The organism is Pseudomonas sp. UTLPPB19802 (genome assembly GCF_059730225.1).
Map to the genome: position 1 here is coordinate 7,246,070 of NZ_AP048545.1, position 22,967 is coordinate 7,269,036.

The window sequence follows — 22,967 nt, forward strand, 5'->3', positions numbered from 1 at the left end:
GCCGCCCGTTCTCTCGCTCATTGTTGAAGGCCGGATATGCAGGAAGACAGCGCAAAAAACGCCGCCGCCCCGACGGGCACCCAGACGCTGCTGCGCGGTCTTGCCGTGGTCCAGGCCGTGGCCGGCGGCGCCCGCGATCTCAAGGAAATCGCCCGACTGATCGGCACTACCCGCAGCACCACCCATCGACTGGCCAGTTGCCTGGTGGATGAGCGTTATCTGCGGGTGGTGCCGCAGATTGGCTACCTGCTCGGGCCCAAGCTGATCGAGCTGGGTTTCCAGGCGCGCGAGGCCCTGCCGCTGGTGACCCTGGCCGGGCCGTACCTGGATGAGTTGTCGGCATTGACCGGCGATACTATCCACCTGGCGATCCGCGAAGACGATGACGTGCTGTATCTGCACAAGAATCCCGGCCGCAATGGGCCGGAAATGCGCTCGCGGGTCGGGCACCGCATGCCGTTGGCGCGAACTGGGATCGGCAAGGCGCTGCTGCTCGATGGTTCGCCGCAGGAGTGGCAACGCCTGTATCAGGCCAGCTTGCCTGTAGGCGGGAAGAACCAGTCATGGCCGTCGCACACGGAGCAATCGTGGGAACAATTCGAGCAGCGCATGCGGGAGTATGTGGCGGGTGGCTACGCCTTCGACCTCGAAGACAACGAACCGTCGATCCGTTGTGTCGCAGCGCCAGTACGCGACGCCAGCCAGCAGATCGTCGCCGGGATCAGCATCGCCAGTACCGTGCCCTACATGCCGCTGGAGAAAATGGCCGAACTGGTCCCGCTGATCAGGCAGGTCGCCGCCCGGCTCTCCGCGGAATTGGGCGGCAAGGCCTGAGCCCTACAGAGGGGTGAGGATGTTCATCACGGTATCCAGGGCGACCCGGGTATCGTCGAGTTGCACCAGCGAGGCATGCCGTGCGCCAAGGGCGTCACGGTTCTGGATGGCGGTCAGTATCGCCTTGTGCCGGGGCAGGCTGAGGCCCTGGATATCGGGACGCCGGTTGGTGATGCTGATGGACTCGCGCAATGGCAACGACAGCATGTTGCACATGTAGGCGAGCAGGTCGTTGCGAGTGGCGTCGGCGATTGCCCGGTGAAAGTCCAGGTCGGCCTGCAGGAGCTGTTCGTGGGTCTGCGCCGTTTCCATGGCCTGGTAGGCTTTTTCGATGACGGCGATGTCTTCGTCGGTCGCCGTGGTGGCGGCCATGGCGGCGATTTCCGGTTCAAGGATCCGGCGCACGCCCGCCAGGGTATTGAAAAACTCGCTGTGGGGGGTCGACTGCATCAACCAGGTCAGCACGTCGGGGTCGAGCAGGTGCCATTTCAGGCGCGGACGCACCACCGCGCCGACCCGTGGCTTGGAGTACACCAGGCCCTTGGCACTCAGTACCCGGGTGGCTTCGCGCAGCACCGAGCGACTGACCTGGTACTCCTCGCAGAGCGTCGCTTCCATGGGCAGGCGTTCTTCCGGCTTGAAGCGTCCGGAGACGATCTGCATGCCCAGGTCCTGAACGATCCGGGTGTGCATGCTCTTGCGCGGCGTGCTCTTGCGGGGCTTGGGTGACTGCTGATCCATAACCGGGACGTTGCTCTGATGAAAATACGTTGCATCATAACATCGCTCCCGGCGCCATCAGGTGCTACTGCAAGCCTGGGGCACCGGGCGATGAGTCGATATCGTCGATCAGTGGGAATGGCGCGGGATTTCCGCGCCGCGGCACCCCACCAGGAAATCGAAGTCGCAACCCTGGTCCGCCTGCAGCACATGGTCGATGTACAACTGGCGATAGCCGCCGAGGATCGCTTGCCGCGGTGCCTGCAGGTCGGCCATGCGCGCCGCCAGTTCGGCATCGGAAATGTCCAGGTGCAGGCGGCCGTTGGCGCAATCGAGTTCGATCCAGTCGCCTTCCTTCACACAGGCCAGTGGGCCACCAGCCGCCGCCTCCGGCGCAACATGCAGCACCACCGTGCCGTATGCCGTGCCACTCATGCGGGCATCGGAAATGCGCACCATGTCGGTGACGCCCTGGGCCAGCAACTTGGCCGGCAAGCCCATGTTGCCCACTTCCGCCATGCCGGGATAACCCTTGGGCCCGCAGTTCTTCATCACCAGGACCGAGTTGGCGTCGACTTCCAGTTCCGGGTCGTTGATCCGTGCCTTGTACTGGTCGAAGTTCTCGAACACCACTGCCCGGCCGCGATGCTGCATCAGTTCGGGGGTGGCGGCCGAAGGCTTGAGCACGGCACCGAGCGGGGCCAGGTTGCCACGCAGGACGCAGATGCCGCCGTCCGCCCGAAGCGGATTGGAGAGCGGGCGAATCACCTCGTCCCGGCCGTAGATCGGTGCTTCCCTGGTGTTGTCGCCGATCGACTTGCCGTTCACGGTCAGGGCGTTGGGGTGGGGAATCAGGTTGGCTTCGCCGAGGCGGCGCAGGACCGCTGGCAGCCCGCCGGCATAGTAGAACTCTTCCATCAGGAAACGGCCGGACGGTTGCAGGTCGACGATGGTCGGCATGCCGCGACCGATGCGGGTCCAGTCATCCAGGTCCAGCTCGACGCCGATGCGCCCGGCGATGGCCTTCAGGTGAATCACCGCGTTGGTCGAGCCGCCGATGGCGGCGTTGACGCGGATGGCATTTTCGAAGGCTTGCTTGGTGAGAATCTTCGACAGCTTCAAATCTTCGCGGACCATCTCCACCGCACGCATGCCGGACATGTGCGCCAGCACATAACGCCGCGCATCGACCGCCGGAATCGCCGCATTGTGAGGCAGGGAAGTACCCAGCGCCTCGGCCATGCAGGCCATCGTCGAAGCAGTGCCCATGGTGTTGCAGGTGCCCGCCGAGCGCGACATGCCGCCCTCGGCCGCAAGGAAGTCGTCGAGACTGATGGTGCCCGCCTTGACCTGTTCGCTCAGTTGCCAGACCACGGTGCCCGAGCCGATGTCCTGGCCCTTGTGCTTGCCGTTGAGCATCGGCCCACCGGTGACGACGATGGCCGGCACGTCGCAACTGGCGGCGCCCATCAGCAAGGCCGGGGTGGTCTTGTCGCAACCGGTCAGCAACACCACGCCGTCGATCGGGTTGCCGCGGATGGCCTCCTCGACGTCCATGCTCGCCAGGTTGCGGGTCAGCATGGCGGTCGGGCGCAGGTTCGACTCACCGTTGGAGAACACCGGGAACTCCACGGGAAAACCGCCGGCCTCGATCACCCCACGCTTGACATGCTCGGCAATCTGGCGGAAGTGCGCGTTGCACGGGGTCAGCTCCGACCAGGTGTTGCAGATCCCGATGATGGGCTTGCCATGGAACTGATGGTCGGCGATGCCCTGGTTCTTCATCCAGCTGCGGTACATGAAGCCGTTCTTGTCGGCGGTGCCAAACCAGTGGGCGGAGCGCAGGTCGAGTTTTTTATCAGACATGGTCAGCTCTCTTATCGTAAGACTATATTATTCTTCCCGAGGGCTAAAATAAGCGCAAAATCTCGTGTTTGGAAGTGTTGTTGAGTAAATAGTATTACTATATAGTCGATTTCAACTGAGGCATGGCGCTCAAGATTTGCGCTGGTGCCCGCAGTGGCACTCGTGCTTGACAGGCAATCAGGAGAAGCTTCATGCGTTTGGTTCAGTTCGAATTGGGCAACGGCGAGCGCCGGGTGGGAGTGGTCGAGGATGGCCGGGTGCGCGAGGTGCAATCCGCGCGCACGGTACGTGAGCTGGCACTGGCGGCCATAGAAGCGGGTACCGATCTGCGGCGACAGGTAGAGAGCCTCGGCCTGGGGGCCAGTCACGACTACGCGGCTTTGCTGGCCGAGCTGAGGGTCTTGCCACCGCTGGATCACCCTGACCCGGCGCATATGCTGGTCAGCGGCACCGGCCTGACTCATTTGGGCAGTGCGGCAGCGCGGGACAAGATGCATCAGCAGGCCGGCGACGACAGCGCGATGACCGATAGCCTGCGGATGTTCAAATGGGGCGTTGAGGGCGGCAAGCCCTCGCCCGGCCAGGCCGGCGTGCAACCGGAATGGTTCTACAAGGGCGACGGCAGCATTGTCGTGCGTCCGGGCCAGCCCTTTGCCGTGCCGCCCTTCGCCGAAGACGCTGGCGAAGAGCCGGAAATCGGCGGCCTGTATGTCATTGGCTTTGATGGCAAGCCCTATCGCCTGGGCTTTGCCGTAGGCAACGAATTCTCCGATCACGTGACGGAGCGCAAGAACTACCTCTACCTGGCCCACTCCAAATTGCGCAATTGCAGCTATGGTCCCGAGTTGCGGGTCGGCGAGCTGCCCCAGCACCTGGTCGGCAGCAGTCGCATTTTGCGCAAGGACGAGGTGATCTGGCAGAGCGAGTTCCTCAGTGGCGAGGCCAACATGTGCCACAGCCTGGAAAACCTTGAGTACCACCATTTCAAGTACAGTCAGTTCCTGCGCCCTGGGGATGTGCACATTCATTTCTTCGGCACCGCGACCCTGTCTTTCGCGGACGGCGTGCGTACGCAGCCGGGTGATGTGTTCGAGATCAGCCAGGCGGAATTCGGCGCGCCCTTGATCAATGGCATTGCCGTCGTCGACGCCGTGTTGGCTCCGGGAGCCGTGGGCACACTTTAAGGGGGCAGTTGAAGTCCAGCTCAATGGCGCCTGAAAACAACAGCAAGCAGGAGGCTTCATGTCGTTGTGGACTGCAGTGACCGCACACCGTGCGCAACTGGGCGAGGGCCCGTTCTGGGACACGCCCACCCAGGCTTTGTATTGGGCCGATATTGTCGGCAGACAGGCGCTGCGCCTAACGGACGCCGGCCTGCAGGCCTGGCAACTGCCGGAACCGGTGTCGGCGTTCATTCCCTGTGAAAGCGGCGATGCGTTGGTGACCCTGAGCAGTGGCGTGTATCGGCTGGACCTTGGCAGTACGCCACAGGCGCCGCGCCTGACGCTGCTGTGTGTCGCCGATCCGCAACCGGGCAACCGCGCCAACGAGGCCCGTTGCGATGCCCAGGGTCGGCTCTGGCTGGGCACCATGCAGAACAATATCGGCGAACAGGGTGAGGACCTTCCCGTGCGGCACCGCCGTGGAGGTCTGTTCCGGATCGATGCAGACGCGCGCGTAACGCCCCTCGCGCGCGACCTGGGAATTCCCAATACCCTGCTTTGGAGCAAGGACGGTTCCCTGCTGCATTTCGGCGACAGCCTGGACGGCACGTTGTATCAGTATTCGATCGGCAGCGACGGCCAACTCGGCTCGCCACAAGAGTGGTTCGGGCCGCACCCGCGTGGCGTGCCGGACGGTTCGGCGATGGACGCCGAAGGCTACTTCTGGAATGCCCGTTGGGACGGTGGTTGCCTGCTCCGGCTGGCCCCCAATGGCGAAGTCGACCGGGTAATCGAACTGCCCGTCAGCCGCCCCACCAGTTGCGTGTTCGGTGGCCCGGATCTTCGCACCTTGTACATCACCAGCGCCGCCAGCCCACTCGATCACCCGCTCGATGGTGCGGTGCTGGCTATCGAGGTGGATATCCCCGGAACACATTGTCATCGATTTGCAGGATAGCTTCAGGACAGCTTTCAAGTATCAGGCTGCACCGGTTCAAAACCAGTACTCACAACAAAAACAAGGAGTCACCTCATGAATCGTCATCGCGGTATCCGTTCCCTGTGCTGCGCCGCCCTGGCGGTGTCGGCCTTCGGCTTGAGCAGCCTGTCGCAGGCCGCCGAGCCGGTGAAAATCGGCTTCCTGGTCAAGCAGGCGGAAGAGCCCTGGTTCCAGACCGAATGGGCTTTCGCCGAGAAGGCCAGCAAGGACAAGGGCTTTACCCTGATCAAGATCGCCGTGCCGGACGGCGAGAAAACCCTATCGGCAATCGACAGCCTGGCCGCCAACGGCGCCAAGGGCTTTGTGATCTGTCCGCCGGACGTCTCCCTCGGGCCGGCCATCGTGGCGAAAGCCAAGGCCAATGACCTGAAGGTGATCGCCGTGGATGATCGCTTCGTCGACGCCAGCGGCAAGTTCATGGAGGACGTGCCCTACCTGGGCATGGCCGCGTACGAAGTGGGCCAGAAGCAGGGTGCGGCGATGGCTGCCGAGGCGCAGAAGCGCGGCTGGGACTGGAAGGACACCTACGCGGTGATCAACACCTACAACGAACTCGACACCGGTAAAAAACGTACCGACGGCTCGGTCAAATCCCTCGAGGCCGCCGGCCTGCCGAAAGACCACATTCTGTTCACCCCGCTCAAGACCCTCGACGTGCCGGGCAGCATGGACTCCACCAGCTCGGCGCTGGTGAAACTGCCGGCTGCGGCGAAGAACCTGATCATTGGCGGCATGAACGACAACACCGTGCTGGGCGGCGTGCGCGCTACCGAGAGCGCCGGCTTTGCCGCGGCCAATGTCATCGGTGTCGGGATCAATGGCACCGACGCCATCGGCGAATTGAAAAAGCCCAACAGCGGCTTTTTCGGCTCGATGCTGCCCAGCCCTCACCTTGAGGGCTACAACACCGCGAGCATGATGTTCGAGTGGGTCACCACCGGCAAGGAACCGCCGAAGTACACCGCGATGGATGAGGTCACGCTGATCACGCGCGACAACTTCAAGCAGGAACTGGAAAAGATCGGTCTTTGGAAGTGACGACCGGTCTTGCTCGGCGGCCCTGGCGACAGGGCTGCCTGGTCGGTGTGACGAGGTGGTTATGCACGCGCAATTGAACAGACAACAACGCAGTGTCGGCGCCAATTTGTGTTTCAACGGGATCGGCAAGACCTTCCCCGGGGTCAAGGCGCTGGACGGTATCAGCTTCACTGCCCGCCCAGGGCAGGTCCATGCCCTGATGGGAGAAAACGGCGCCGGCAAGTCGACCTTGCTCAAGATCCTCGGCGGCGCCTACAGCCCCAGCAGCGGCCATCTGCAGATCGGCGAGCAGACCATGGCCTTCAAGTGCGCCGCCGACAGTATTGCCAGCGGTGTGGCGGTCATTCACCAGGAGCTGCACCTGGTACCGGAAATGACCGTGGCGGAGAATCTGTTCCTCGGGCATTTGCCGAGCCGGTTCGGGGTGATCAACCGCAATGAGTTGCGCCAGCAGGCACTGGCCTGCCTCAAGGGCCTGGCCGACGAGATCGACCCTCAACAGAAGCTTGGCCGCCTGTCCCTGGGGCAGCGGCAACTGGTGGAAATCGCCAAGGCCCTGTCCCGCGGTGCCCATGTGATTGCCTTCGACGAACCCACCAGCAGCCTGTCGGCGCGGGAAATCGAGCGGCTGATGGCGATCATCGGGCGCCTGCGGGACGAGGGCAAGGTGGTGCTCTACGTGTCCCATCGCATGGAGGAAGTGTTCCGTATCTGCGATGCGGTGACGGTGTTCAAGGACGGTCGCTACGTGCGTACCTTCGAGGACATGAGCGCGTTGACCCACGATCAACTGGTCACCTGCATGGTCGGTCGTGACATCCAGGACATCTACGACTATCGCCCTCGTCCACGGGGCGCAGTGGCACTCAAGGTCGATGGCCTGCTGGGACCCGGATTGCGTGAACCGGTGAGCTTCGAGGCCTGCAAGGGCGAGATTCTCGGCCTGTTCGGCCTGGTCGGCGCCGGGCGAACCGAGCTGCTGCGCCTGCTGGCCGGCCTCGAGCGGGCAACTGCCGGAAGCCTGCAACTGTGCGATGAAGCACTACAACTGCGCTCACCGCGCGACGCCATTGCTGCCGGTGTCCTGCTGTGCCCCGAGGACCGCAAGAAGGAGGGCATCATGCCGCTCTCCAGCGTTGCCGAGAACATCAACATCAGTGCACGCAGTGCCCATTCCGCCTTTGGCTGGCTGCTGCGTGACGGTTGGGAGAAAGGCAACGCCGAGAAGCAGATCAAGGCGCTGAAGGTCAAGACGCCCAGTCCGGCGCAGAAAATCATGTACCTGTCGGGAGGCAACCAGCAGAAGGCCATTCTTGGCCGCTGGCTGTCGATGCCGATGAAGGTCCTGCTGCTCGACGAGCCGACACGCGGCATCGATATCGGCGCGAAGGCCGAGATCTACCAGATCATCCATGACCTGGCCGCCAGCGGCGTCGCGGTGATCGTGGTGTCCAGCGACCTGATGGAAGTGATGGGCATTTCCGATCGCATCCTGGTGCTTTGCGAAGGCACGATGCGCGGCGAAAAGAGCCGCGAACAGGCCAATGAATCCAACCTGCTGCAAATGGCCCTGCCGCGCCAACGCGCCGACGGCCTGGAGAATTGAGAGGTGACCATGACAAGCCAAAACAATACGTTGCCGGCGGCGCGCAAACCCCTGGACCTGCGCAGCCTGCTGGATAACTGGGCCATGCTGCTGGCGGCGGTGGGGATCTTCGTGCTCTGCACCCTGCTGATCGACAACTTCCTCTCGCCACTGAACATGCGTGGCCTGGGCCTGGCGATTTCCACCACCGGCATCGCCGCGTGCACCATGTTGTATTGCCTGGCCTCCGGGCATTTCGACTTGTCGGTGGGTTCGGTGATTGCCTGTGCCGGGGTCGTTGCCGCCGTGGTGATGCGCGACACCGACAGCGTGTTTCTCGGGATCGGCGCGGCGCTGCTGATGGGGCTGGTGGTCGGGTTGATCAACGGCATCGTGATTGCCAAGCTGCGGGTCAACGCATTGATCACCACCTTGGCGACCATGCAGATCGTGCGCGGCCTGGCGTATATCTTTGCCAACGGCAAGGCGGTCGGCGTGTCCCAGGATCAGTTCTTCATCTACGGCAATGGCCAACTGTTCGGCGTGCCGGTGCCGATCCTGATCACCATCGGCTGCTTCCTGTTTTTTGGCTGGCTGCTCAACTACACCACCTACGGGCGCAACACCATGGCCATTGGTGGCAACCAGGAAGCGGCGTTGCTGGCCGGGGTCAATGTCGACCGGACCAAAATCGTGATCTTTGCCGTACACGGGCTGATTGGCGCATTGGCCGGGGTGGTCCTGGCGTCACGCATGACCTCGGGCCAGCCGATGATCGGCCAGGGTTTCGAGCTGACGGTGATTTCTGCCTGCGTGCTGGGCGGGGTGTCGTTGAGCGGCGGGGTCGGCATGATCCGGCATGTGATTGCCGGGGTACTGATTCTGGCGATCATCGAGAACGCGATGAACCTGAAGAACATCGACACCTTCTACCAGTACGTGATTCGCGGCTCCATCCTGCTGCTGGCGGTGGTGATCGACCGCTTGAAGCAACGCTGATTCCGGCTGCCCCGGGCACCCTGGTTCAATGCAGGAGCTGTCGAGCCTCGCCAAGGCTCGACAGCTCCTGCAGGTTATGGATTACCTTCAGTTGGCCGAGAACTTCAGGATGGTGTTCTGGGTATACGTCTGGCCTGGGTCCAGTCGTGTCGTCGGGAAGCCTGGCTGGTTCGGTGAGTCGGGGTAGTGCTGGGTTTCCAGGGTGAACGCCCCCCAATGCTGATACACCTTGCCAGACTTGCCCTTGACCGAGCCGTCGAGGAAGTTGCTGGTGTAGAACTGCACACCGGGTTCACTGGTGTAGAGCTGCAAGCGGCGACCGGATTGCGGGTCGCGCACGTCGGCGGCGAGTTTGCTCACGTCGCCCTTGGCATCCAGGACCCAGTTGTGGTCGAAACCGCCCTGTTTCGGCTCGGCGAATTTGAGCTGCGGGTGGTCATCCTTGATGTGTTGACCGATGGCAGTCGGTTGCCGGAAGTCCAAGGGGGTTCCCGCTACCGGCGCCAGTTCACCGGTGGGAATCAGGGTGCTGTTGACGGGGGTGTAATGGCTGGCGTGCAAGGTGGCGAGCTGCTTGAGTACATCACCGTTCCCGGCACCGGCGAGGTTGAAGTAGCTGTGGTTGGTAAGGTTCAGCACGGTAGGCTGGTCGGTGGTCGCCTTGTAGTCGATGCGCAGCTCGTTGTTGTCGTTGAGGCTGTAGGTGACTTCGACGTTGAGGTTACCGGGAAAGCCCATTTCCCCCGCCTTCGACAGGTAGCTCAGCTTCACGCCGACCGAGTCCTGGCCCTTGACCGACTGCGCTTTCCAGACCCGCTTGTCAAAACCCTGCGCACCGCCGTGCAGCGAGTTGGGGCCATCGTTGAGCGGCACCTGGTAACGCTTGCCATCCAGTTCGAACGCACCACTGGCCAGGCGGTTGCCGTAGCGACCAATGGTGGCGCCGAAGAAAGCGGTGCCGTTCTGGTAGCCCTGGACATCGTCGAAGCCCAATACCACGTCTTCGAACTTGCCGTTTTTATCCGGCACTTTCAGCGATTGCAGGGTGCCGCCGTAAGTAATGACCGTGGCTTGCAGGCCATGACTGTTGCGCAATACATACTGCTCGATGGCGGTTCCATCATGGGTCTTGCCAAAGGCCTTGTGTTCGCTGGACAGGCCTGCTGCCTGGGCGCCCTGGCTGGCAATCACCAGGGAAAGACCGAGACCGCAAAGCGGGTGTCGGGAGTGCAACATGGTCGAACCTCCATTTATTGTTTTGAGTTGAATAGTTCTACTAATTTGCGATATTTTGCTGTTTCAGCTTTAGATTTATAGCCTTTAATGCGGTTTTTTCAATATAAAATAAGACTAATTGATCTGGCAGGCAAAGTTGGCCCCTCGATACCAGGGCGTCCCCCGAGCCCACCTGCCGCAAGCCGGGTCGCTACTGTGGAGTAACCGTCGCATGAGTCATGAAACAGCCGCCGGCCAGCAGGCCGTGTATCCGGATCTCAAAAATAAAACCGTACTGATTTCCGGTGGTGCTTCAGGGATCGGCGAGGCCATGGTCTGCGCCTTTGCACGACAGGGAGCCAGGGTTGCGTTTGTGGATATGGCCAAGAGCCAAGGTGAGCGCCTGGTGGCACGGCTGTCCGCCGAGGGCCATGTCGTTGAGTTCGCCCACTGCGATATCACTGACGAGATCGCCTACAAAGTGGCGATCGAGGGCTTTGCGCAAACACTGGGGCCGGTGACTGTCCTGGTGAACAACGCCGCCAACGATGTGCGCCACACCCTGGATGAGGTCGATTCGGCGACCTTCGAAAAGCTGATTTCAGTGAACTTGAAGCACGCCTTCTTCGCCAGCCGGGCGGTGGTGCCTATGATGAAGAGCGCTGGAGAAGGCGCGATCATCAATCTGGGCTCCATTGGCTGGATGATGGCCTCCAGCGGATACCCGGTCTACGCCGCCAGCAAGGCGGCGACCCATGGCATGACCCGGGCCCTGGCACGGGAGCTGGGGCCTTGGGGGATCAGGGTGAACACCCTGGTGCCAGGCTGGGTGATGACCGAAAAGCAACTCGCGCTGTGGGTGGATGATGCCGCCAGGGAGTTGATCAAGCGTAGCCAATGCCTGCCCGGTAGTGTGGAACCCTTCCATATCGCGAACATGGCGCTTTTCCTTGCTTCCGAGGTGTCCTCCATGTGCTCGGCGCAGAACTTCATCGTCGATGGTGGTTGGGTGTAGCGCTGAAAGCACAAGGCCGGTGTCGTTGCTCCATGACACTGGCCTCGTGCTTTCCATTGGCCGCCGCGACCCTCGCGACGAACCCTGTGCCCTGCCCCTATGACTTGAAGCGCCCGACCAACCCGTTCAACTCATCCGAGAGATTCGACAGCCGTCCGGAGTCTTCCCGCGCCGAGTTGGCCAGGCTCTCGACCAGCCGCGCCTCGTCGTAGATCTGCTGGATATGCCGGTTGATCTCTTCGGCGACGCTGTGCTGCTCTTCCGCCGCTGCCGAGATCTGCAGGTTCTGGTCACGGATTTCGTTGACCGACAACTGGATGCCTTCGAAGCTGTCCCGGGCGTTCTCGATGGAGGAAACACTGGCCCGCGACAGGTCCAGGCAACTTTCCATCTTCTGCGAAACCTCCTGGGTCTTGCTGCCCAGGGTATTGAGCAACTGGTCGATCTCGCCGGTGGAATCAGAAGTACGCTTGGCCAGCGCCCGCACTTCATCGGCGACCACCGCAAAACCGCGGCCCTGGTCACCGGCCCGCGCCGCTTCGATCGCCGCGTTCAGCGCCAGCAGGTTGGTCTGCTCGGCAATCGCGCGGATGGTACCGAGGATCTGGTTGATACTGCGACTGCCCTCCTCCAGTTCGACCATGGCCTGGGACGACTCGGTCAGGCGGCGGCCCAGGCGATTGACGTTCTCGGTGGTCAATTCGATCTGCTGTTTGCCTTCGGCCACGCGGCGATGGCCGCTCTCGGCGGAAGTAGCCGCCGTGCTGCACGAGCGGGCCACTTCGTTGGCCGTGGCGACCATTTCATTGAAGGCCGTGGACACCAGTTCCACCGCCTCGCGCTGGCGGCCGGCGGCATCGTTCATGTTACCCGCCACCTCGCTGTTGACCCGCGAGGCGTCCTGCAGGTTGGTCGAGGCCGCGCCGATGTGCTGGATCAACTGGCGAATGGCCGCGAGGAACTTGTTGAACCAGCCGGCCAGTTCGGCGGTTTCGTCCTTGCCCTGGACATCGAGGTCACGGCGCAGGTCGCCCTCGCCTTCGGCAATCGACTGCAAGCCGGTACTGACCTGGCCGATCGGCTTGACGATCACCTTGGAGAACGCGGCGGCGATCAGGGCGAAGAGTACTGCCAGCACCACCACGATCAGTGCCGTCACGTAGGTCATGCGCGTCGCGCCGCCCATGACTTCGTCGTACTTGATCAGGCCGACGTAGCGCCAGCCGAGGCCGGGTGAAGTCCAGATATTGGCCATGTAGTTGACCCCGTCGATCTGCACTTCGGTAGAGCCCTCCCCGGTCGCCGCCAGCTTGGCATAGGGTTCGCCCAGATCCTTGAGCTGCTTGAAGTTGTGCGCGGCGTCACGCGGGTCGACCAGCACGACGCCGTCTTCGATCAGCATCACGTAGCCGCTCTGGCCAAGCTTGATGCTCTTGACCAGCTCGGTGAGGTTCTTCAGCGAAACACTGACGACAAATACGCCCTTGGGCTTGCCGTTGGCATCGAGCATCGCCCGGGCGCTGCCGACCAGCGCCACGGCGTCCTTGTCGTAATAGTAGGCAGGCGTGCGCACGCTCTTGCCGGGGCTGGCCATTGCGGCCTTGTACCAGGGGCGCACACGAGGATCGTAATTGGCCAGTTGCGGATCGTCCGGCCACTTCGCATAGGTGCCGTCTTCCAGGCCGATGGAGAGGATCGCGGCCGCCGGGTGCGTCGCGCCATAACGCGCGAAAGCATCAATGACCTGCTTGGCTGCCGGCGGCAGGGGCCGGCTGGCCGCATCGGCGGTTTCGTAGTGCTTGAGGCTATCGACCGAGGTGTATAGAGGATCGGTGGCCATTTGATCGACGTTCTGCTGCGTGCCATCGAAAAACTGCCGGATATTGCCGTCGATCTGGCGTATTTCCCGAGTGCTGCCATCGATGAACTGATTGACCGCCTCAGTCCGGGTGTTCACCACCGAGATCACCGCCACCAGGCTGACCGGGATGAAGGCGACCAGTACAAAGGCCAGGACGAGTTTGTTTTTTATTTTCATTGCGACGATCACCATCCGGGAAGTGAGATGCAAATAGCCGGGCCAGAGGTTTTATGGCCCTTTGCTATTAAGCCTGTATCGGCTGGCGAGTCAAAATCTTTCGCCTGATCGTGCACAAAAAAATCGCAAATTGTCCTGGTTAGCCGGTCTGCCCTGTGTGGACTCAAGCCCTTTTCGTCTTCGGCAGTAACACCGCCAGCACGCCGAACAATGGCAGGAACGAACACATCGTGTAGACGTATTCGATGCCGTGAATGTCCGCCAAATGTCCCAACAGCGCTGCACCGATGCCGCCGAAGCCGAACATCAGGCCGAAGAACACCCCGGCGATCATGCCGACGTTACCCGGTACCAGTTCCTGGGCGAACACCACGATCGCCGAGAATGCCGAAGCCAGGATGAAGCCGATCACCACGCTGAGGACGGTGGTCCAGAACAGGTCGACATAGGGCAGCGCCAGGGTGAACGGCGCCACGCCGAGGATCGAGAACCAGATCACCGCCTTGCGCCCGATCTTGTCGCCGATGGGGCCGCCGGCGAAGGTCCCCGCCGCCACCGCGCCGAGAAACAGGAACAGGTGCAACTGCGAACTGGCCACCGACAGCTGGAACTTCTCGATCAGGTAAAAGGTGAAGTAGCTGGTGAAACTGGCCATGTAGAAGTATTTGGAGAACACCAACAGGCCAAGCACCACCAATGCCCCCAGCACCCGCCCCCTGGACAGCCCGTGCGTGGCCTTCTGGCCCTGCTTGAGCTTGAACAGGTTCAGGTGCGCGCGATACCAGCGGCTGATGCCATAGAGCACACCCAGGGCAAACAGGGCGAACAGCCCGAACCAGGCGACGTGACCCTGGCCGAACGGAATGATGATCGCCGCCGCCAGCAGCGGGCCGAAAGCCGAACCGGCGTTACCGCCCACCTGGAAGGTCGATTGCGCCAACCCGTAGCGCCCGCCCGAGGCGAGCCGCGCCACGCGCGAGGCCTCCGGGTGGAAGGTCGAGGAGCCCACGCCGATCAGCGCCGAGGCCAGCAGGATCAGGGGGAAGCTGCCGACCTGGGACAGCATCAGGATCCCGACCAGCGTGCAGATCATCCCCGCCGGCGCCAGCAACGGCTTGGGATGCCGGTCGGTGTAGAAACCGACCCACGGCTGCAGCAGCGAGGCAGTGACCTGGAAGGTCAGGGTGATCAGGCCGACCTGGGTGAAGGTCAACCCATAGCTGTCCTTGAGCAGTGGATAGATCGACGGCAGGACCGACTGAATCAGGTCGTTGATCAGGTGAGCCAGCGCCACCGCGCCGATGATGCGCATCACCAGCGGGCTGGCTGGCGCCGGCGCCGACGCGATGGCCGTGCCGGAAGAGGTTTCAGTGAGTGCCATGAGGTATTCCGTGACGCGGATGGGTGCACAGGTGCAGGTGCGTCAATGTGCCATTTTTCAGTGCAAGAAGGCCAGATACTTGTTGAGCTAACGAACAACCTTGTCCCGACAAATGACCGCTGATAGCGCTTTGCTACTGGTCTGAATCTTGCCTGCCCTGATTCCTACAGCGCGGTTCCTTACAAAGGGCCACGAGAATGGGAAGATTCGCTACAGCGGCCGGCCGATAACGCCCTGACTGGCGAACCTTCCGAGATCTTTAACGACGGTATCCGTCATGACCTACCCGTCATGAGCGCACTGTAATGGTGCTGGATGCCTTGAGGAGTGGTCGGCAATGCACGCTTTTTTATCACCGGGAATGCGACTGCTCGGACGATTCGGTTTTGCCCGCAAGTTCCAGGTGCTGTTCCTGCTGTTCATCGTCCCGCTGATGGGCAGCCTGTACATGATCGGCCAGGACTACCGCGGCAAACTCGCCCTGATCGGCGAGGAACGCGCCGGCGTTCGCCAATTGCTCGCCCTGGACAACCTCGACAACCTGCTCGCCGCCCAGCGTGACCGGGCCGCCCGCTGGAAAGCCACGGAAACCAATCGCCAACCGACCCCGGCCACCCTCGCCGCCATGGCCCTGCTGGACAAGGCCCAGCCGGAAATCAACCAGGCTATCGAACAACTGGGCCAGACCCTGCAGAACGAGGGGGCCGGGACCGAGACCCTGAAACGTTACCAGGCCCTGCAAGCCACGCTGTCCGGCCTCGACTCCGCCAGCCTGAGCAAGGTCGGCTGGTGGCCGGACGGTTATGACCGCTTCACCGCCGCCCTGAGCGCGCTGCAAGGCCTGCGCGAGCAGATCGCCATGGACAGCCGGCTGATCCTCGCCTCCTGGATGGAAACCTACCTGCTGACGCAGATCTCCACCCAATACGCCCCCGACCTGATCGAGCGGGTCGGCCGCCTGGCCAGCGTCGGCCAGGCCTCGGTGGTGTCGGGCCAGTTCAGCCTGCAGAGCCGCCTGCAACTCAAGGACCTGCGCAGCCGCATCGGCGATGCCCGTGACCAACTGGTCAAGACCGGCGCCCAACTGGAAACCCGCCTGCCACCGGCCCTGCAGGATTGGGCCGGACGCTACCAGGAAAGCCTCAAGCACCTGGACGAGGGCCTCAAGACCCTGGACGACGGCATGTTCGGCGGCAGCATCACTCTCAAGCCCGAGGGTTTCGAGAAAGCCCTGGATACCCTGCTCAGCCAGTTGGCCAGCCTGCGCCAGGACTCGCTGAACACCCTCGACAGCCGCCTGGACTATTACCACGGCTCGGCCACCCGCCAGTTCAGCCTGGTGGCGGCGATCTTCGGTTGCCTGCTGCTGGCCGCGCTGTACCTGTTCATCTGCCTGCAGGCCTCGATCCGTCGCAGTGCCAGCGGCATCACCGTGCTGGCCGAATCCCTGCGTGACGGCAACCTCTGCCTGCAGGTGCCGGTCGAAGGGCGTGACGAACTGGCGGCCATCAGCACGGCATTGAACGTGGCCGTGGTGCAACTGCGCAGCAGCCTGCAAGGCGTCGACCACGAAACCCTGCAATTGGGCGATGCCGTGCGTGCCCTCAACAGCCACTCCAGTGGTGCACTCAACGAGGTCGAGGCGCAGCAGCAACAGATCAGCCAGATCGCTGCGGCGGCCACGCAGCTAGCGGCCACCTCCCAGGGCGTCGCCCAGAGCTGCGAACAGGCCTCCGGCAGCGCCCAGAATACCCGGCGCATCGCCTCGGAAAGCAGCCGCGACAGCCAGCGCACCACCGCCAGCATCCAGCAGCTCAACCAGCGCCTGAACGAAACCGCGACCGCCCTGGGCCGGGTCAGCGAACAGGGCCAGCAGATCCAGCTGGTGGTCGACACCATCCGCGGCGTGGCCGAGCAGACCAACCTGCTCGCCCTCAACGCCGCCATCGAGGCGGCACGGGCTGGCGAACAGGGACGAGGTTTTGCCGTGGTCGCGGATGAAGTGCGCAGCCTGTCGCAGCGTACCCAAAGTTCCACTGCGCAGATCGCCAGCACCGTCGACAGCCTGCGAGCCACCGTGAGCCAGGCCGTGGCCCTGATGGAAGCTGCCTGCGTCCAGGCGCAGACCGATGCCGAATCGGTGACCGGCCTGGGCCAGCGCCTGGTGGAAATCGCCAGCGCAGTACAGAGCGTGACCGACACCCTCGCCCAGATCGCCACCGCCGTGGACGAACAAGCCAGCACCGCGGACGAGGTCAGCGGCAACATCCAGCAGGTCGACCAGGCTGCGGTACGCCTGCTTGAAGGCGCACGCGCAGTGAACCGCGCGGCGGATACCCTGAGCGAAGGCAGCAGGGCCCTGAGCGACAACACCGGACGCTTCCGCCTGAGTTGAAACGAGCAACGCCCACGAATTTCATCGTTGGGCGTTAAGTTTTTGATAGCGTAGAGAAAATTTTCAGATATTTGCTTGACACATCATCGTTCTCAGCGAATAATGCGCGCCACTTGGCTACATAGCTCAGTTGGTTAGAGCATAGCATTCATAATGCTGGGGTCCGGGGTTCAAGTCCCTGTGTAGCCACCAAGTACTAAAAACGGCTTACCGCAAGGTAGGCCGTTTTTTATGCCTGGCGAAAAGTGCTGGCGTTGACCCCTTCGTTGTTTTCGGCAAGGTACTCCCGCTGTCATAAATGGTGACCTTATCTGGCTGCTGCCCATCCGGGATCTGTTGAATGAAACCCCGTTCATAACCAGAATGGATCCTCTGGTTAACCAACGAACAATGGGGGGATGCATGAAAACAGCAGACGCAGCAAGTCGCCTCATTGGGGTGGGGGTGTACACCCCGGCAGAGGCTGGCCTATACACAGGCATACCGGCCAAAGACATCCGCAGGTGGATGTTTGGTTACAAGTCGGAAGGTATCGAGCATTCTGGCCTGTGGATCCCGGAGCTGGATTTTTCCGAGCAAAAGCTACTTGGCTTCCACGATCTGCTGGAGATCAGGTTTGTGCATGCCTTTCGGAAACACGGCGTAAGTCTTCAGGCCATCCGCGCTGCATCAAGACAAGCCAGGGAGATATTCAATCAACCCTACCCATTCACCTGCAAGCGCTTCCAAACCGATGGCAGGAGTATCTTTGCGACCGTTTTCGATGAAACGGGTGACGAGGCGATTCTTGACCTTGCGAAGCGGCAGTATGCATTCAGGCAGGTAATTGGCCCCTCGCTCTATGAAGGGATTGATTACACCGGTGAAGGGAAGGCACAACGCTGGTACCCCATCAAGCGAAGCAAGGCCGTGGTCCTTGACCCCAATCGCAATTTTGGCAAGCCAGTTCTATCCTCCAGCGGAGTCGACACCGCTTCGATTTATCATGCTTATCTGGCTGAAGGACAGAATACAAAGCGTGTCTCTATGACTTTTGAAATCCCGATTGCGGCAGTCAATGCAGCAGTGGCCTTCGAGCATGGGATTGCCGCTTGAACTTCCTGATCGATCACAACCTTCCGCCTGCTATTGCCAGAGCCTTGCATGAGCTTTGCAGGGCTGAAAATCATGCGGTAGTTCCACTGAGAGACAAGTTTCCGGCAAATACCAGTGACATGCACTGGATCACGCAGTTAAGCACTGAAGGTGGCTGGGCTGTCGTGTCTCAAGACAAATTTTCCAAAGGCAATGCGGAGAGACAAGCCTTTAGAGAGTGCGGGCTGCCGGTCTTCTGCCTCGCAAAACAGTGGGGACAAATGACCTACTGGAGCAAGGCTGAAAATCTCGTTCGGTGGTGGCCTGCCATAATACGGCAGGCAGAGCTGATATCCGGCGGCGCAGCGTTCAAGGTTGCCTGGAAGTTCTCAGCACCCGGAAAGTTCGAGCAGTTGAAGATCTAATCCGGCTCAGCGTGGGTTACGTGTCGTATCTACGGCGCTTACAACCCCTAGTTTCCCTGACGCCGCATCAACAACGCCGCACAGGCACAACCCAGCAACGCCACACAGGCGACAAAAAAGGCGTCCCCATAGGCCATCAGCCAGGACTGGTGCTGCATCGTCTTGTTCAGCAACGCCAATGCCTGTTGCTGGTCCGGCTGCCAGTCGCCCACCGTCGGCCCCAGGCGCTCCTGGACGACTGGAGCAAAGGCGGTCACCCCTTCGCTGATACGCTCGGAATGAAAGCGTTCGCGCATCGCCACGATTTGCGTGAGTGCCGCCGTGCCCACCGCACCGCCGAGATTGCGCAGCATCGAAAACAGCGCCGAGGCCGAACCGGCCTGGCGCTTGTCCAACCCGGCCACCGCCAGCACCGACAGGGCCACCATGATGAATGGCTGGCCGATGCCTCGCACCACGGTAGAAGGAATGATCACGTTCGCCGCACTATCGGCATCCAGGAACACCCCCAGCCAACAGCCCAGGGCCATGATCAGGAACCCGGTCGCCACCATGATCTTCGGGCTCGACCAGCCCATCAGCCGCGGCATCAACGGCGCCAGCAGCAGCTGCACCACGCCGTAGGCAATCAGGCTGACGCCAATTTCATGGGCGTTGTAGCCCTGCACCTGGGAAAGGTAATTGGGCACCAGGAACACCAATCCGAACGTCGCACCGCCAAAAATGAACATCGCCACGCTGGCCACGCCGAAGTTGTAGTGCCCAAGCAGGCGCAGGTTGATGAAGGCGCGCCGGCCATACAGCTGCGACAGCACGAACACCAGCAAGGCAACCCCTGCCGCCAGTGACAGCCAGCGGATTTCGCCGGAGCCGAACCAGTCCTTGCGCCCGCCCTCCTCCAGGACGATCTGCAGCCCGCCCAGGCCCACCACCATGGCACCGATCCCCAGCCAGTCGCCCCGGCGCAACAGCGCCAGGTTCATCGGCTTGGCCTCGATCGCCCAGGCTACCGCCAGCAACAGGGCAATACCGGGAAACAGTTGCAGGTAGAAGATCCAGCGCCACGAATAGGCATCCGTCAGCCAACCGCCGATAGACGGCCCGGCCGCCTGGGCGACGCTGTTGGCCAGACTGAACAGCGCCATGCCCATGGCCATCCGGCTGGCCGGCAACTCGGTGATGATCAGTTGGAACGACAACGGAATCAGCACCGCACCGGCCGCGCCCTGGATGATGCGGATGGCGATCATCACCGGCAGGTTCGGCGCCCAGGAACAGGCGATCGAAGCCAGCAGGAAGATCAGCGAACCGGCCCACATCACCCGCCTCAGGGAGAACACTTCCACCAGCCAGGCGGTCAGCGGGATCATGATGATTTCCGCCACCAGGTAGGCGGTGGAAATCCATGAGCCCTCCTCGAAAGTGGCGCCCAGCGCACCTTCGATTTCCGGTAGGGCGGCGCTGGTGACGTGGACGTTCATGCCGGCCATGAAACAGCCCAGCAACCCGCCCAGCACCGCCACCCAGGCTCGCAGCGGGACCGACGCCTCAGTGCTCATCACGCGTCTCCCTGCGATGAGTGTCGACGATGGCGGTGACCGACATGCCGGGCAGGATCGGCAGCACCTCGCTCCCGGCATCGAGCTGGATGCGTACGGGGAAACGCTGGACGATCTTGGTGAAGTTGCCCGTCGCATTGTCCGAAGGCAGCAGCGCGAACACATTGCCCGAGCCTGGCGAGAAGCTGACGACCCGGCCGTGCAAGGGTCGCTGGGAGAAGCTGTCGACGTGGATTTCCACCGGTTGGCCGGGGCGCATGTCCGCCAGTTGGGTTTCCTTGTAGTTGGCGACCACATAGGCCTGGCGCACCGGGACCACCGCCAGCATCGGCTGCCCGGCGACCAGGTACTGCCCGGCCCGGACCCGGCGCTGGCCAACCACGCCATCGATGGGTGAACGGACCAGGGTATCCCCGGCATCCTGTTCGGCCAGCGTGGCACGGGCGATAGCACTGGCGTGTGCCGCAAGCTGCTGCTGGATCTGCGCGTCGGCCAGTTGCAGGCGGGCACGGGCCTCGCCCAACTGCGCCTGTTGTCGACGCAGACCGGCCTGGGCACCCTGCACTGCCGCCTGGGCCTGCTGGGCGCTGGCCGTGGCACTTTCCAGGCGCTGCACGGTGGCGGCGTTATCCCGGGCCAGGCCCTGATAGCGACGCTGATCCAGTCCGGCGCGATGGCTTTCCGCCGTAGCGCTGCGCACCTGCGCTTCGGCCACCGCGATGGCCTGCTGTTGCAGACCGACGCGCTCGGCGGCGACCTGGCGACTCGCCCGGCCGGCGACCAGGGCCGCCTGTGCCTCGGCAACGGCAGCCTGCGCCTGGGCCAGACGGGCCTGGTAATCGCGGTCCTGCAGGCGCACCACGACATCACCGGCTTTCACCGGCTGGTCGTCCTGCACCAGCACCTCGGCCACATACCCCGGTACCCGGGCACTGAGCGCCACCCAGTCGGCCCGCACATAGGCATCGTCGGTGCTTTCCAGGTAGCGGCCGGTGATCGCCCACCAGCTCCCGAACCCCAGTCCCCCCAGCACCGCGATGCCAGCGCCGAGCAGCATCAGGCGCCGCCGCCGGGCCTTTTTGCGCACTTGCTCGCCCTGGGCGAGGGTCTGTTCATCGACGGCAACGTTCATGGTTCTACTCCAGCTTCAAGACTCGGTGATTGCGTGGTGGTGTGACTGACGGCGAGCGGCTGCCAGCCGCCGCCCAGGGCGCGGAAAAGGTTGATCTCGCTGCGCGCCAGGTTGCCCCGCGCCTCGACCTCGCGGGCGCGCACGCGCATCAGCTCGCGCTCGCTGTCGAGCAGTTGCAGGCCATCGACGGTGCCGGCGCGGTAACTGGTCTGGGCCAGGGCATAGCTGCGCTCGCTGTCCTGCAAGGCTTCCTGCAACGCCGCCGCCCGCTGGCGCTGGCCGTCGAATAGCGCCAAGGTCTGGCGCACATCAGCAAGGGCCGCGAGGACCGCACCACGAAAGCCGGCCAGTTGCGCCTGCTCCAGCGCCTGGGCCTTGTCGACTCGCGCGCGGTTGGCCTTGATATTGGGGAACTCCCAGCTGATCAGCGGACCGATGCCAAACATCACCGAACGGCTGTCGCCCAGTTCGTGCAGGGACTGGGCCGATGACGTCAGGGAAGCGCCGAAACTCACCTTGGGATAGAGATCAGCCCTGGCGATATCGCTGGCCAATACCGCCGCCTCGAGGTTGCGCCGGGCCTGGCGGATGTCCGGGCGACGCTCCAGCAGGTGCCAGCCATCGCCGGTGGGCAACGCCGCCGCCAACCTGGGGATGGCGGCACACTGCGGGTCACTGCCAGAAGCCTGGCCGGTAAGCATCTTCAACTCATAGGCCGCCACCCGCCGGCGGGCATCAAGCAGCGGCAACTCGGCCCGCAAGCGATCACGCAGGCTACGCAGGCGCAGGGTATCCAGTTCGGTGGCAATACCGGCCCTGCGCTGGGTCTCGGTCAATTCCAGGCTGTGTTCCACGGTCTGCAACGAATGGTGGGTCACGTCCAGCTGCGCGCCATAGGTGCACTGATCCAGATAGGCACGGCTGGTCTGCGCCGCCACATTGATCCGCAGCAGATCACGGGCATCACTCGCTGCATCCGCCTGCACCCGCGCCCGCTCGATGGAACGGCGGACCTGGCCCCAGATATCCACCTGGTAGGCCAGCTCGATGCCCGGCTCGAACGCCCACTGCGCCGGTGCATGGCTGTCCGTGGCCTCGGCGAGGGTCTGGTCGTTGGCGGTCTTGCCGTATTGCGCCGCGAGGTTCGTCTGCGTCGACGGCCAGCGCTGCGCGTCGAGCTCGCCGATGCCTGCCAGCATGGCCCGGACATTGGCATCCGCCTGGGCCAGATCCTGGTTGTGCAGCAGGGCCTGCCGTACCAGCCCGTCGAGGACCGGGTCCTGATACAACTGCCACCAGCGCTCGGGCAGCGGCTGGTCGCTTGCACCGGTTGGCAAGGCGACCAGGGGATTGTCGTGCTGGCCGGCCACGGGCTGAGCCAACGATGAAGGTGCCGAAGTGCCGCCGCAGGCGGTCAACGAGGCGAGTAATGCGCACAGGGCGATGGGCCTGGCGCGGCAGGAGTGGAATGAGTGCATCGAGGGAGTTCACAGTCAGAATCGTGAATCCCAGAGTAAGTGGCGGCCTA

18 protein-coding genes, 1 tRNA gene and 1 pseudogene are annotated in these 22,967 nt (G+C 62.7%); 11 read left to right on the top strand and 9 right to left on the bottom strand.

Features of this window, described 5'->3' with window-relative positions; genetic code table 11:
* Positions 1–36: 36 nt before the first annotated feature.
* Complete coding sequence (locus tag AC6I6U_RS32090; RefSeq protein ID WP_497879936.1) at positions 37–834, top strand: IclR family transcriptional regulator; 798 nt, start codon at positions 37–39, stop codon at positions 832–834.
* 3 nt (positions 835–837) lie between these two features.
* Here the strand turns inward: AC6I6U_RS32090 and AC6I6U_RS32095 are convergent, their stop codons facing one another.
* Positions 838–1,575, bottom strand: a complete 738-nt coding sequence (locus AC6I6U_RS32095) for a FadR/GntR family transcriptional regulator (RefSeq protein ID WP_497879937.1) — start codon at positions 1,573–1,575, stop codon at positions 838–840.
* 108 nt (positions 1,576–1,683) lie between these two features.
* Positions 1,684–3,420 carry an IlvD/Edd family dehydratase gene (locus tag AC6I6U_RS32100; protein ID WP_497879938.1) on the bottom strand — a complete coding sequence of 579 codons (1,737 nt, stop codon included), beginning with the start codon at positions 3,418–3,420 and terminating at the stop codon, positions 1,684–1,686.
* 191 nt (positions 3,421–3,611) lie between these two features.
* Between AC6I6U_RS32100 and araD1 the strand changes: the two genes are divergently transcribed.
* The 5 genes from araD1 (at position 3,612) to araH (ending at position 9,205) form a co-directional block, all read left to right on the top strand.
* Positions 3,612–4,604 (top strand): AraD1 family protein, encoded by a 993-nt coding sequence (araD1, locus tag AC6I6U_RS32105; RefSeq protein WP_497879939.1) that lies wholly within the window; start codon positions 3,612–3,614, stop codon positions 4,602–4,604.
* Positions 4,605–4,662: 58 nt separating this feature from the next.
* Positions 4,663–5,541 (top strand): SMP-30/gluconolactonase/LRE family protein, encoded by an 879-nt coding sequence (locus tag AC6I6U_RS32110; RefSeq protein ID WP_497879940.1) that lies wholly within the window; start codon positions 4,663–4,665, stop codon positions 5,539–5,541.
* 75 nt (positions 5,542–5,616) lie between these two features.
* Positions 5,617–6,621, top strand: coding sequence for a substrate-binding domain-containing protein (locus AC6I6U_RS32115; RefSeq protein WP_497879941.1), 1,005 nt, complete (start codon positions 5,617–5,619; stop codon positions 6,619–6,621).
* A gap of 61 nt (positions 6,622–6,682) precedes the next feature.
* Positions 6,683–8,227: an L-arabinose ABC transporter ATP-binding protein AraG gene (gene araG, locus AC6I6U_RS32120; protein ID WP_497879942.1), complete on the top strand. Its 1,545-nt coding sequence runs from the start codon at positions 6,683–6,685 to the stop codon at positions 8,225–8,227.
* 9 nt (positions 8,228–8,236) lie between these two features.
* The gene (gene araH / locus AC6I6U_RS32125; RefSeq protein WP_497879943.1) at positions 8,237–9,205 is read left to right on the top strand and encodes an L-arabinose ABC transporter permease AraH; all 969 of its coding nucleotides are present in this window, start codon (positions 8,237–8,239) and stop codon (positions 9,203–9,205) included.
* A gap of 87 nt (positions 9,206–9,292) precedes the next feature.
* Here araH and AC6I6U_RS32130 read toward each other — a convergent pair whose 3' ends face one another.
* Positions 9,293–10,441 carry an aldose epimerase family protein gene (locus tag AC6I6U_RS32130; protein WP_497879944.1) on the bottom strand — a complete coding sequence of 383 codons (1,149 nt, stop codon included), beginning with the start codon at positions 10,439–10,441 and terminating at the stop codon, positions 9,293–9,295.
* A 211-nt stretch (positions 10,442–10,652) separates the two neighbouring features.
* Between AC6I6U_RS32130 and AC6I6U_RS32135 the strand changes: the two genes are divergently transcribed.
* Positions 10,653–11,435, top strand: coding sequence for an SDR family NAD(P)-dependent oxidoreductase (locus AC6I6U_RS32135; RefSeq protein ID WP_497879945.1), 783 nt, complete (start codon positions 10,653–10,655; stop codon positions 11,433–11,435).
* Between the two features lie 97 nt (positions 11,436–11,532).
* On the opposite strand, the gene AC6I6U_RS32140 is transcribed toward AC6I6U_RS32135, so the two are convergent.
* From AC6I6U_RS32140 to AC6I6U_RS32150, 3 genes and pseudogenes are all read right to left on the bottom strand, one after another.
* The gene (locus AC6I6U_RS32140) at positions 11,533–12,300 is read right to left on the bottom strand and encodes a methyl-accepting chemotaxis protein (RefSeq protein WP_497883151.1); all 768 of its coding nucleotides are present in this window, start codon (positions 12,298–12,300) and stop codon (positions 11,533–11,535) included.
* An 87-nt stretch (positions 12,301–12,387) separates the two neighbouring features.
* A pseudogene (locus tag AC6I6U_RS32145) lies at positions 12,388–13,488 on the bottom strand (cache domain-containing protein); the annotation flags it as partial.
* Between the two features lie 148 nt (positions 13,489–13,636).
* Positions 13,637–14,854 (bottom strand): MFS transporter, encoded by a 1,218-nt coding sequence (locus AC6I6U_RS32150; RefSeq protein WP_497879946.1) that lies wholly within the window; start codon positions 14,852–14,854, stop codon positions 13,637–13,639.
* Positions 14,855–16,037: 1,183 nt separating this feature from the next.
* On the opposite strand from AC6I6U_RS32150, the gene AC6I6U_RS32155 reads away from it, so the two are divergent.
* The 4 genes from AC6I6U_RS32155 to AC6I6U_RS32170 all read left to right on the top strand — a co-directional run bounded on the left by AC6I6U_RS32155 (position 16,038) and on the right by AC6I6U_RS32170 (position 18,748).
* Complete coding sequence (locus tag AC6I6U_RS32155; protein ID WP_497883152.1) at positions 16,038–17,249, top strand: methyl-accepting chemotaxis protein; 1,212 nt, start codon at positions 16,038–16,040, stop codon at positions 17,247–17,249.
* A 115-nt stretch (positions 17,250–17,364) separates the two neighbouring features.
* Positions 17,365–17,441: transfer RNA gene (locus tag AC6I6U_RS32160), tRNA-Met, on the top strand.
* Positions 17,442–17,756: 315 nt separating this feature from the next.
* The gene (locus AC6I6U_RS32165) at positions 17,757–18,344 is read left to right on the top strand and encodes a DUF433 domain-containing protein (protein WP_497883153.1); all 588 of its coding nucleotides are present in this window, start codon (positions 17,757–17,759) and stop codon (positions 18,342–18,344) included.
* Positions 18,341–18,748: a PIN-like domain-containing protein gene (locus tag AC6I6U_RS32170; protein ID WP_497879947.1), complete on the top strand. Its 408-nt coding sequence runs from the start codon at positions 18,341–18,343 to the stop codon at positions 18,746–18,748. The genes AC6I6U_RS32165 and AC6I6U_RS32170 overlap by 4 nt, the downstream gene beginning before the upstream one ends.
* Before the next feature lie 47 nt (positions 18,749–18,795).
* Here the strand turns inward: AC6I6U_RS32170 and AC6I6U_RS32175 are convergent, their stop codons facing one another.
* From AC6I6U_RS32175 to AC6I6U_RS32185, 3 genes are read right to left on the bottom strand one after another with little or no spacing between them, the layout of a single operon-like run.
* Positions 18,796–20,307, bottom strand: coding sequence for a DHA2 family efflux MFS transporter permease subunit (locus AC6I6U_RS32175; RefSeq protein WP_497879948.1), 1,512 nt, complete (start codon positions 20,305–20,307; stop codon positions 18,796–18,798).
* Positions 20,297–21,439, bottom strand: coding sequence for an HlyD family secretion protein (locus AC6I6U_RS32180; RefSeq protein WP_497879949.1), 1,143 nt, complete (start codon positions 21,437–21,439; stop codon positions 20,297–20,299). The genes AC6I6U_RS32175 and AC6I6U_RS32180 overlap by 11 nt, the downstream gene beginning before the upstream one ends.
* The gene (locus AC6I6U_RS32185) at positions 21,436–22,917 is read right to left on the bottom strand and encodes an efflux transporter outer membrane subunit (protein ID WP_497879950.1); all 1,482 of its coding nucleotides are present in this window, start codon (positions 22,915–22,917) and stop codon (positions 21,436–21,438) included. Before AC6I6U_RS32185 ends, AC6I6U_RS32180 begins: the two co-directional genes overlap by 4 nt.
* Positions 22,918–22,967 lie beyond the last annotated feature (50 nt).

Bases quoted from the DNA above. Each gene is read 5' to 3' on its own strand.
- AC6I6U_RS32180 (WP_497879949.1), bottom strand. From the start codon at position 21,439: ATGAACGTTGCCGTCGATGAACAGACCCTCGCCCAGGGCGAGCAAGTG.
- AC6I6U_RS32110 (WP_497879940.1), top strand. From the start codon at position 4,663: ATGTCGTTGTGGACTGCAGTGACCGCACACCGTGCGCAACTGGGCGAG.
- AC6I6U_RS32175 (WP_497879948.1), bottom strand. From the start codon at position 20,307: ATGAGCACTGAGGCGTCGGTCCCGCTGCGAGCCTGGGTGGCGGTGCTG.
- AC6I6U_RS32100 (WP_497879938.1), bottom strand. From the start codon at position 3,420: ATGTCTGATAAAAAACTCGACCTGCGCTCCGCCCACTGGTTTGGCACC.
- AC6I6U_RS32135 (WP_497879945.1), top strand. From the start codon at position 10,653: ATGAGTCATGAAACAGCCGCCGGCCAGCAGGCCGTGTATCCGGATCTC.
- araG (WP_497879942.1), top strand. From the start codon at position 6,683: ATGCACGCGCAATTGAACAGACAACAACGCAGTGTCGGCGCCAATTTG.
- AC6I6U_RS32130 (WP_497879944.1), bottom strand. From the start codon at position 10,441: ATGTTGCACTCCCGACACCCGCTTTGCGGTCTCGGTCTTTCCCTGGTG.
- AC6I6U_RS32115 (WP_497879941.1), top strand. From the start codon at position 5,617: ATGAATCGTCATCGCGGTATCCGTTCCCTGTGCTGCGCCGCCCTGGCG.
- AC6I6U_RS32155 (WP_497883152.1), top strand. From the start codon at position 16,038: ATGTTCGGCGGCAGCATCACTCTCAAGCCCGAGGGTTTCGAGAAAGCC.
- araH (WP_497879943.1), top strand. From the start codon at position 8,237: ATGACAAGCCAAAACAATACGTTGCCGGCGGCGCGCAAACCCCTGGAC.
- AC6I6U_RS32090 (WP_497879936.1), top strand. From the start codon at position 37: ATGCAGGAAGACAGCGCAAAAAACGCCGCCGCCCCGACGGGCACCCAG.
- AC6I6U_RS32185 (WP_497879950.1), bottom strand. From the start codon at position 22,917: ATGCACTCATTCCACTCCTGCCGCGCCAGGCCCATCGCCCTGTGCGCA.
- AC6I6U_RS32095 (WP_497879937.1), bottom strand. From the start codon at position 1,575: ATGGATCAGCAGTCACCCAAGCCCCGCAAGAGCACGCCGCGCAAGAGC.
- araD1 (WP_497879939.1), top strand. From the start codon at position 3,612: ATGCGTTTGGTTCAGTTCGAATTGGGCAACGGCGAGCGCCGGGTGGGA.
- AC6I6U_RS32150 (WP_497879946.1), bottom strand. From the start codon at position 14,854: ATGGCACTCACTGAAACCTCTTCCGGCACGGCCATCGCGTCGGCGCCG.
- AC6I6U_RS32165 (WP_497883153.1), top strand. From the start codon at position 17,757: ATGTTTGGTTACAAGTCGGAAGGTATCGAGCATTCTGGCCTGTGGATC.
- AC6I6U_RS32140 (WP_497883151.1), bottom strand. From the start codon at position 12,300: ATGAACGATGCCGCCGGCCGCCAGCGCGAGGCGGTGGAACTGGTGTCC.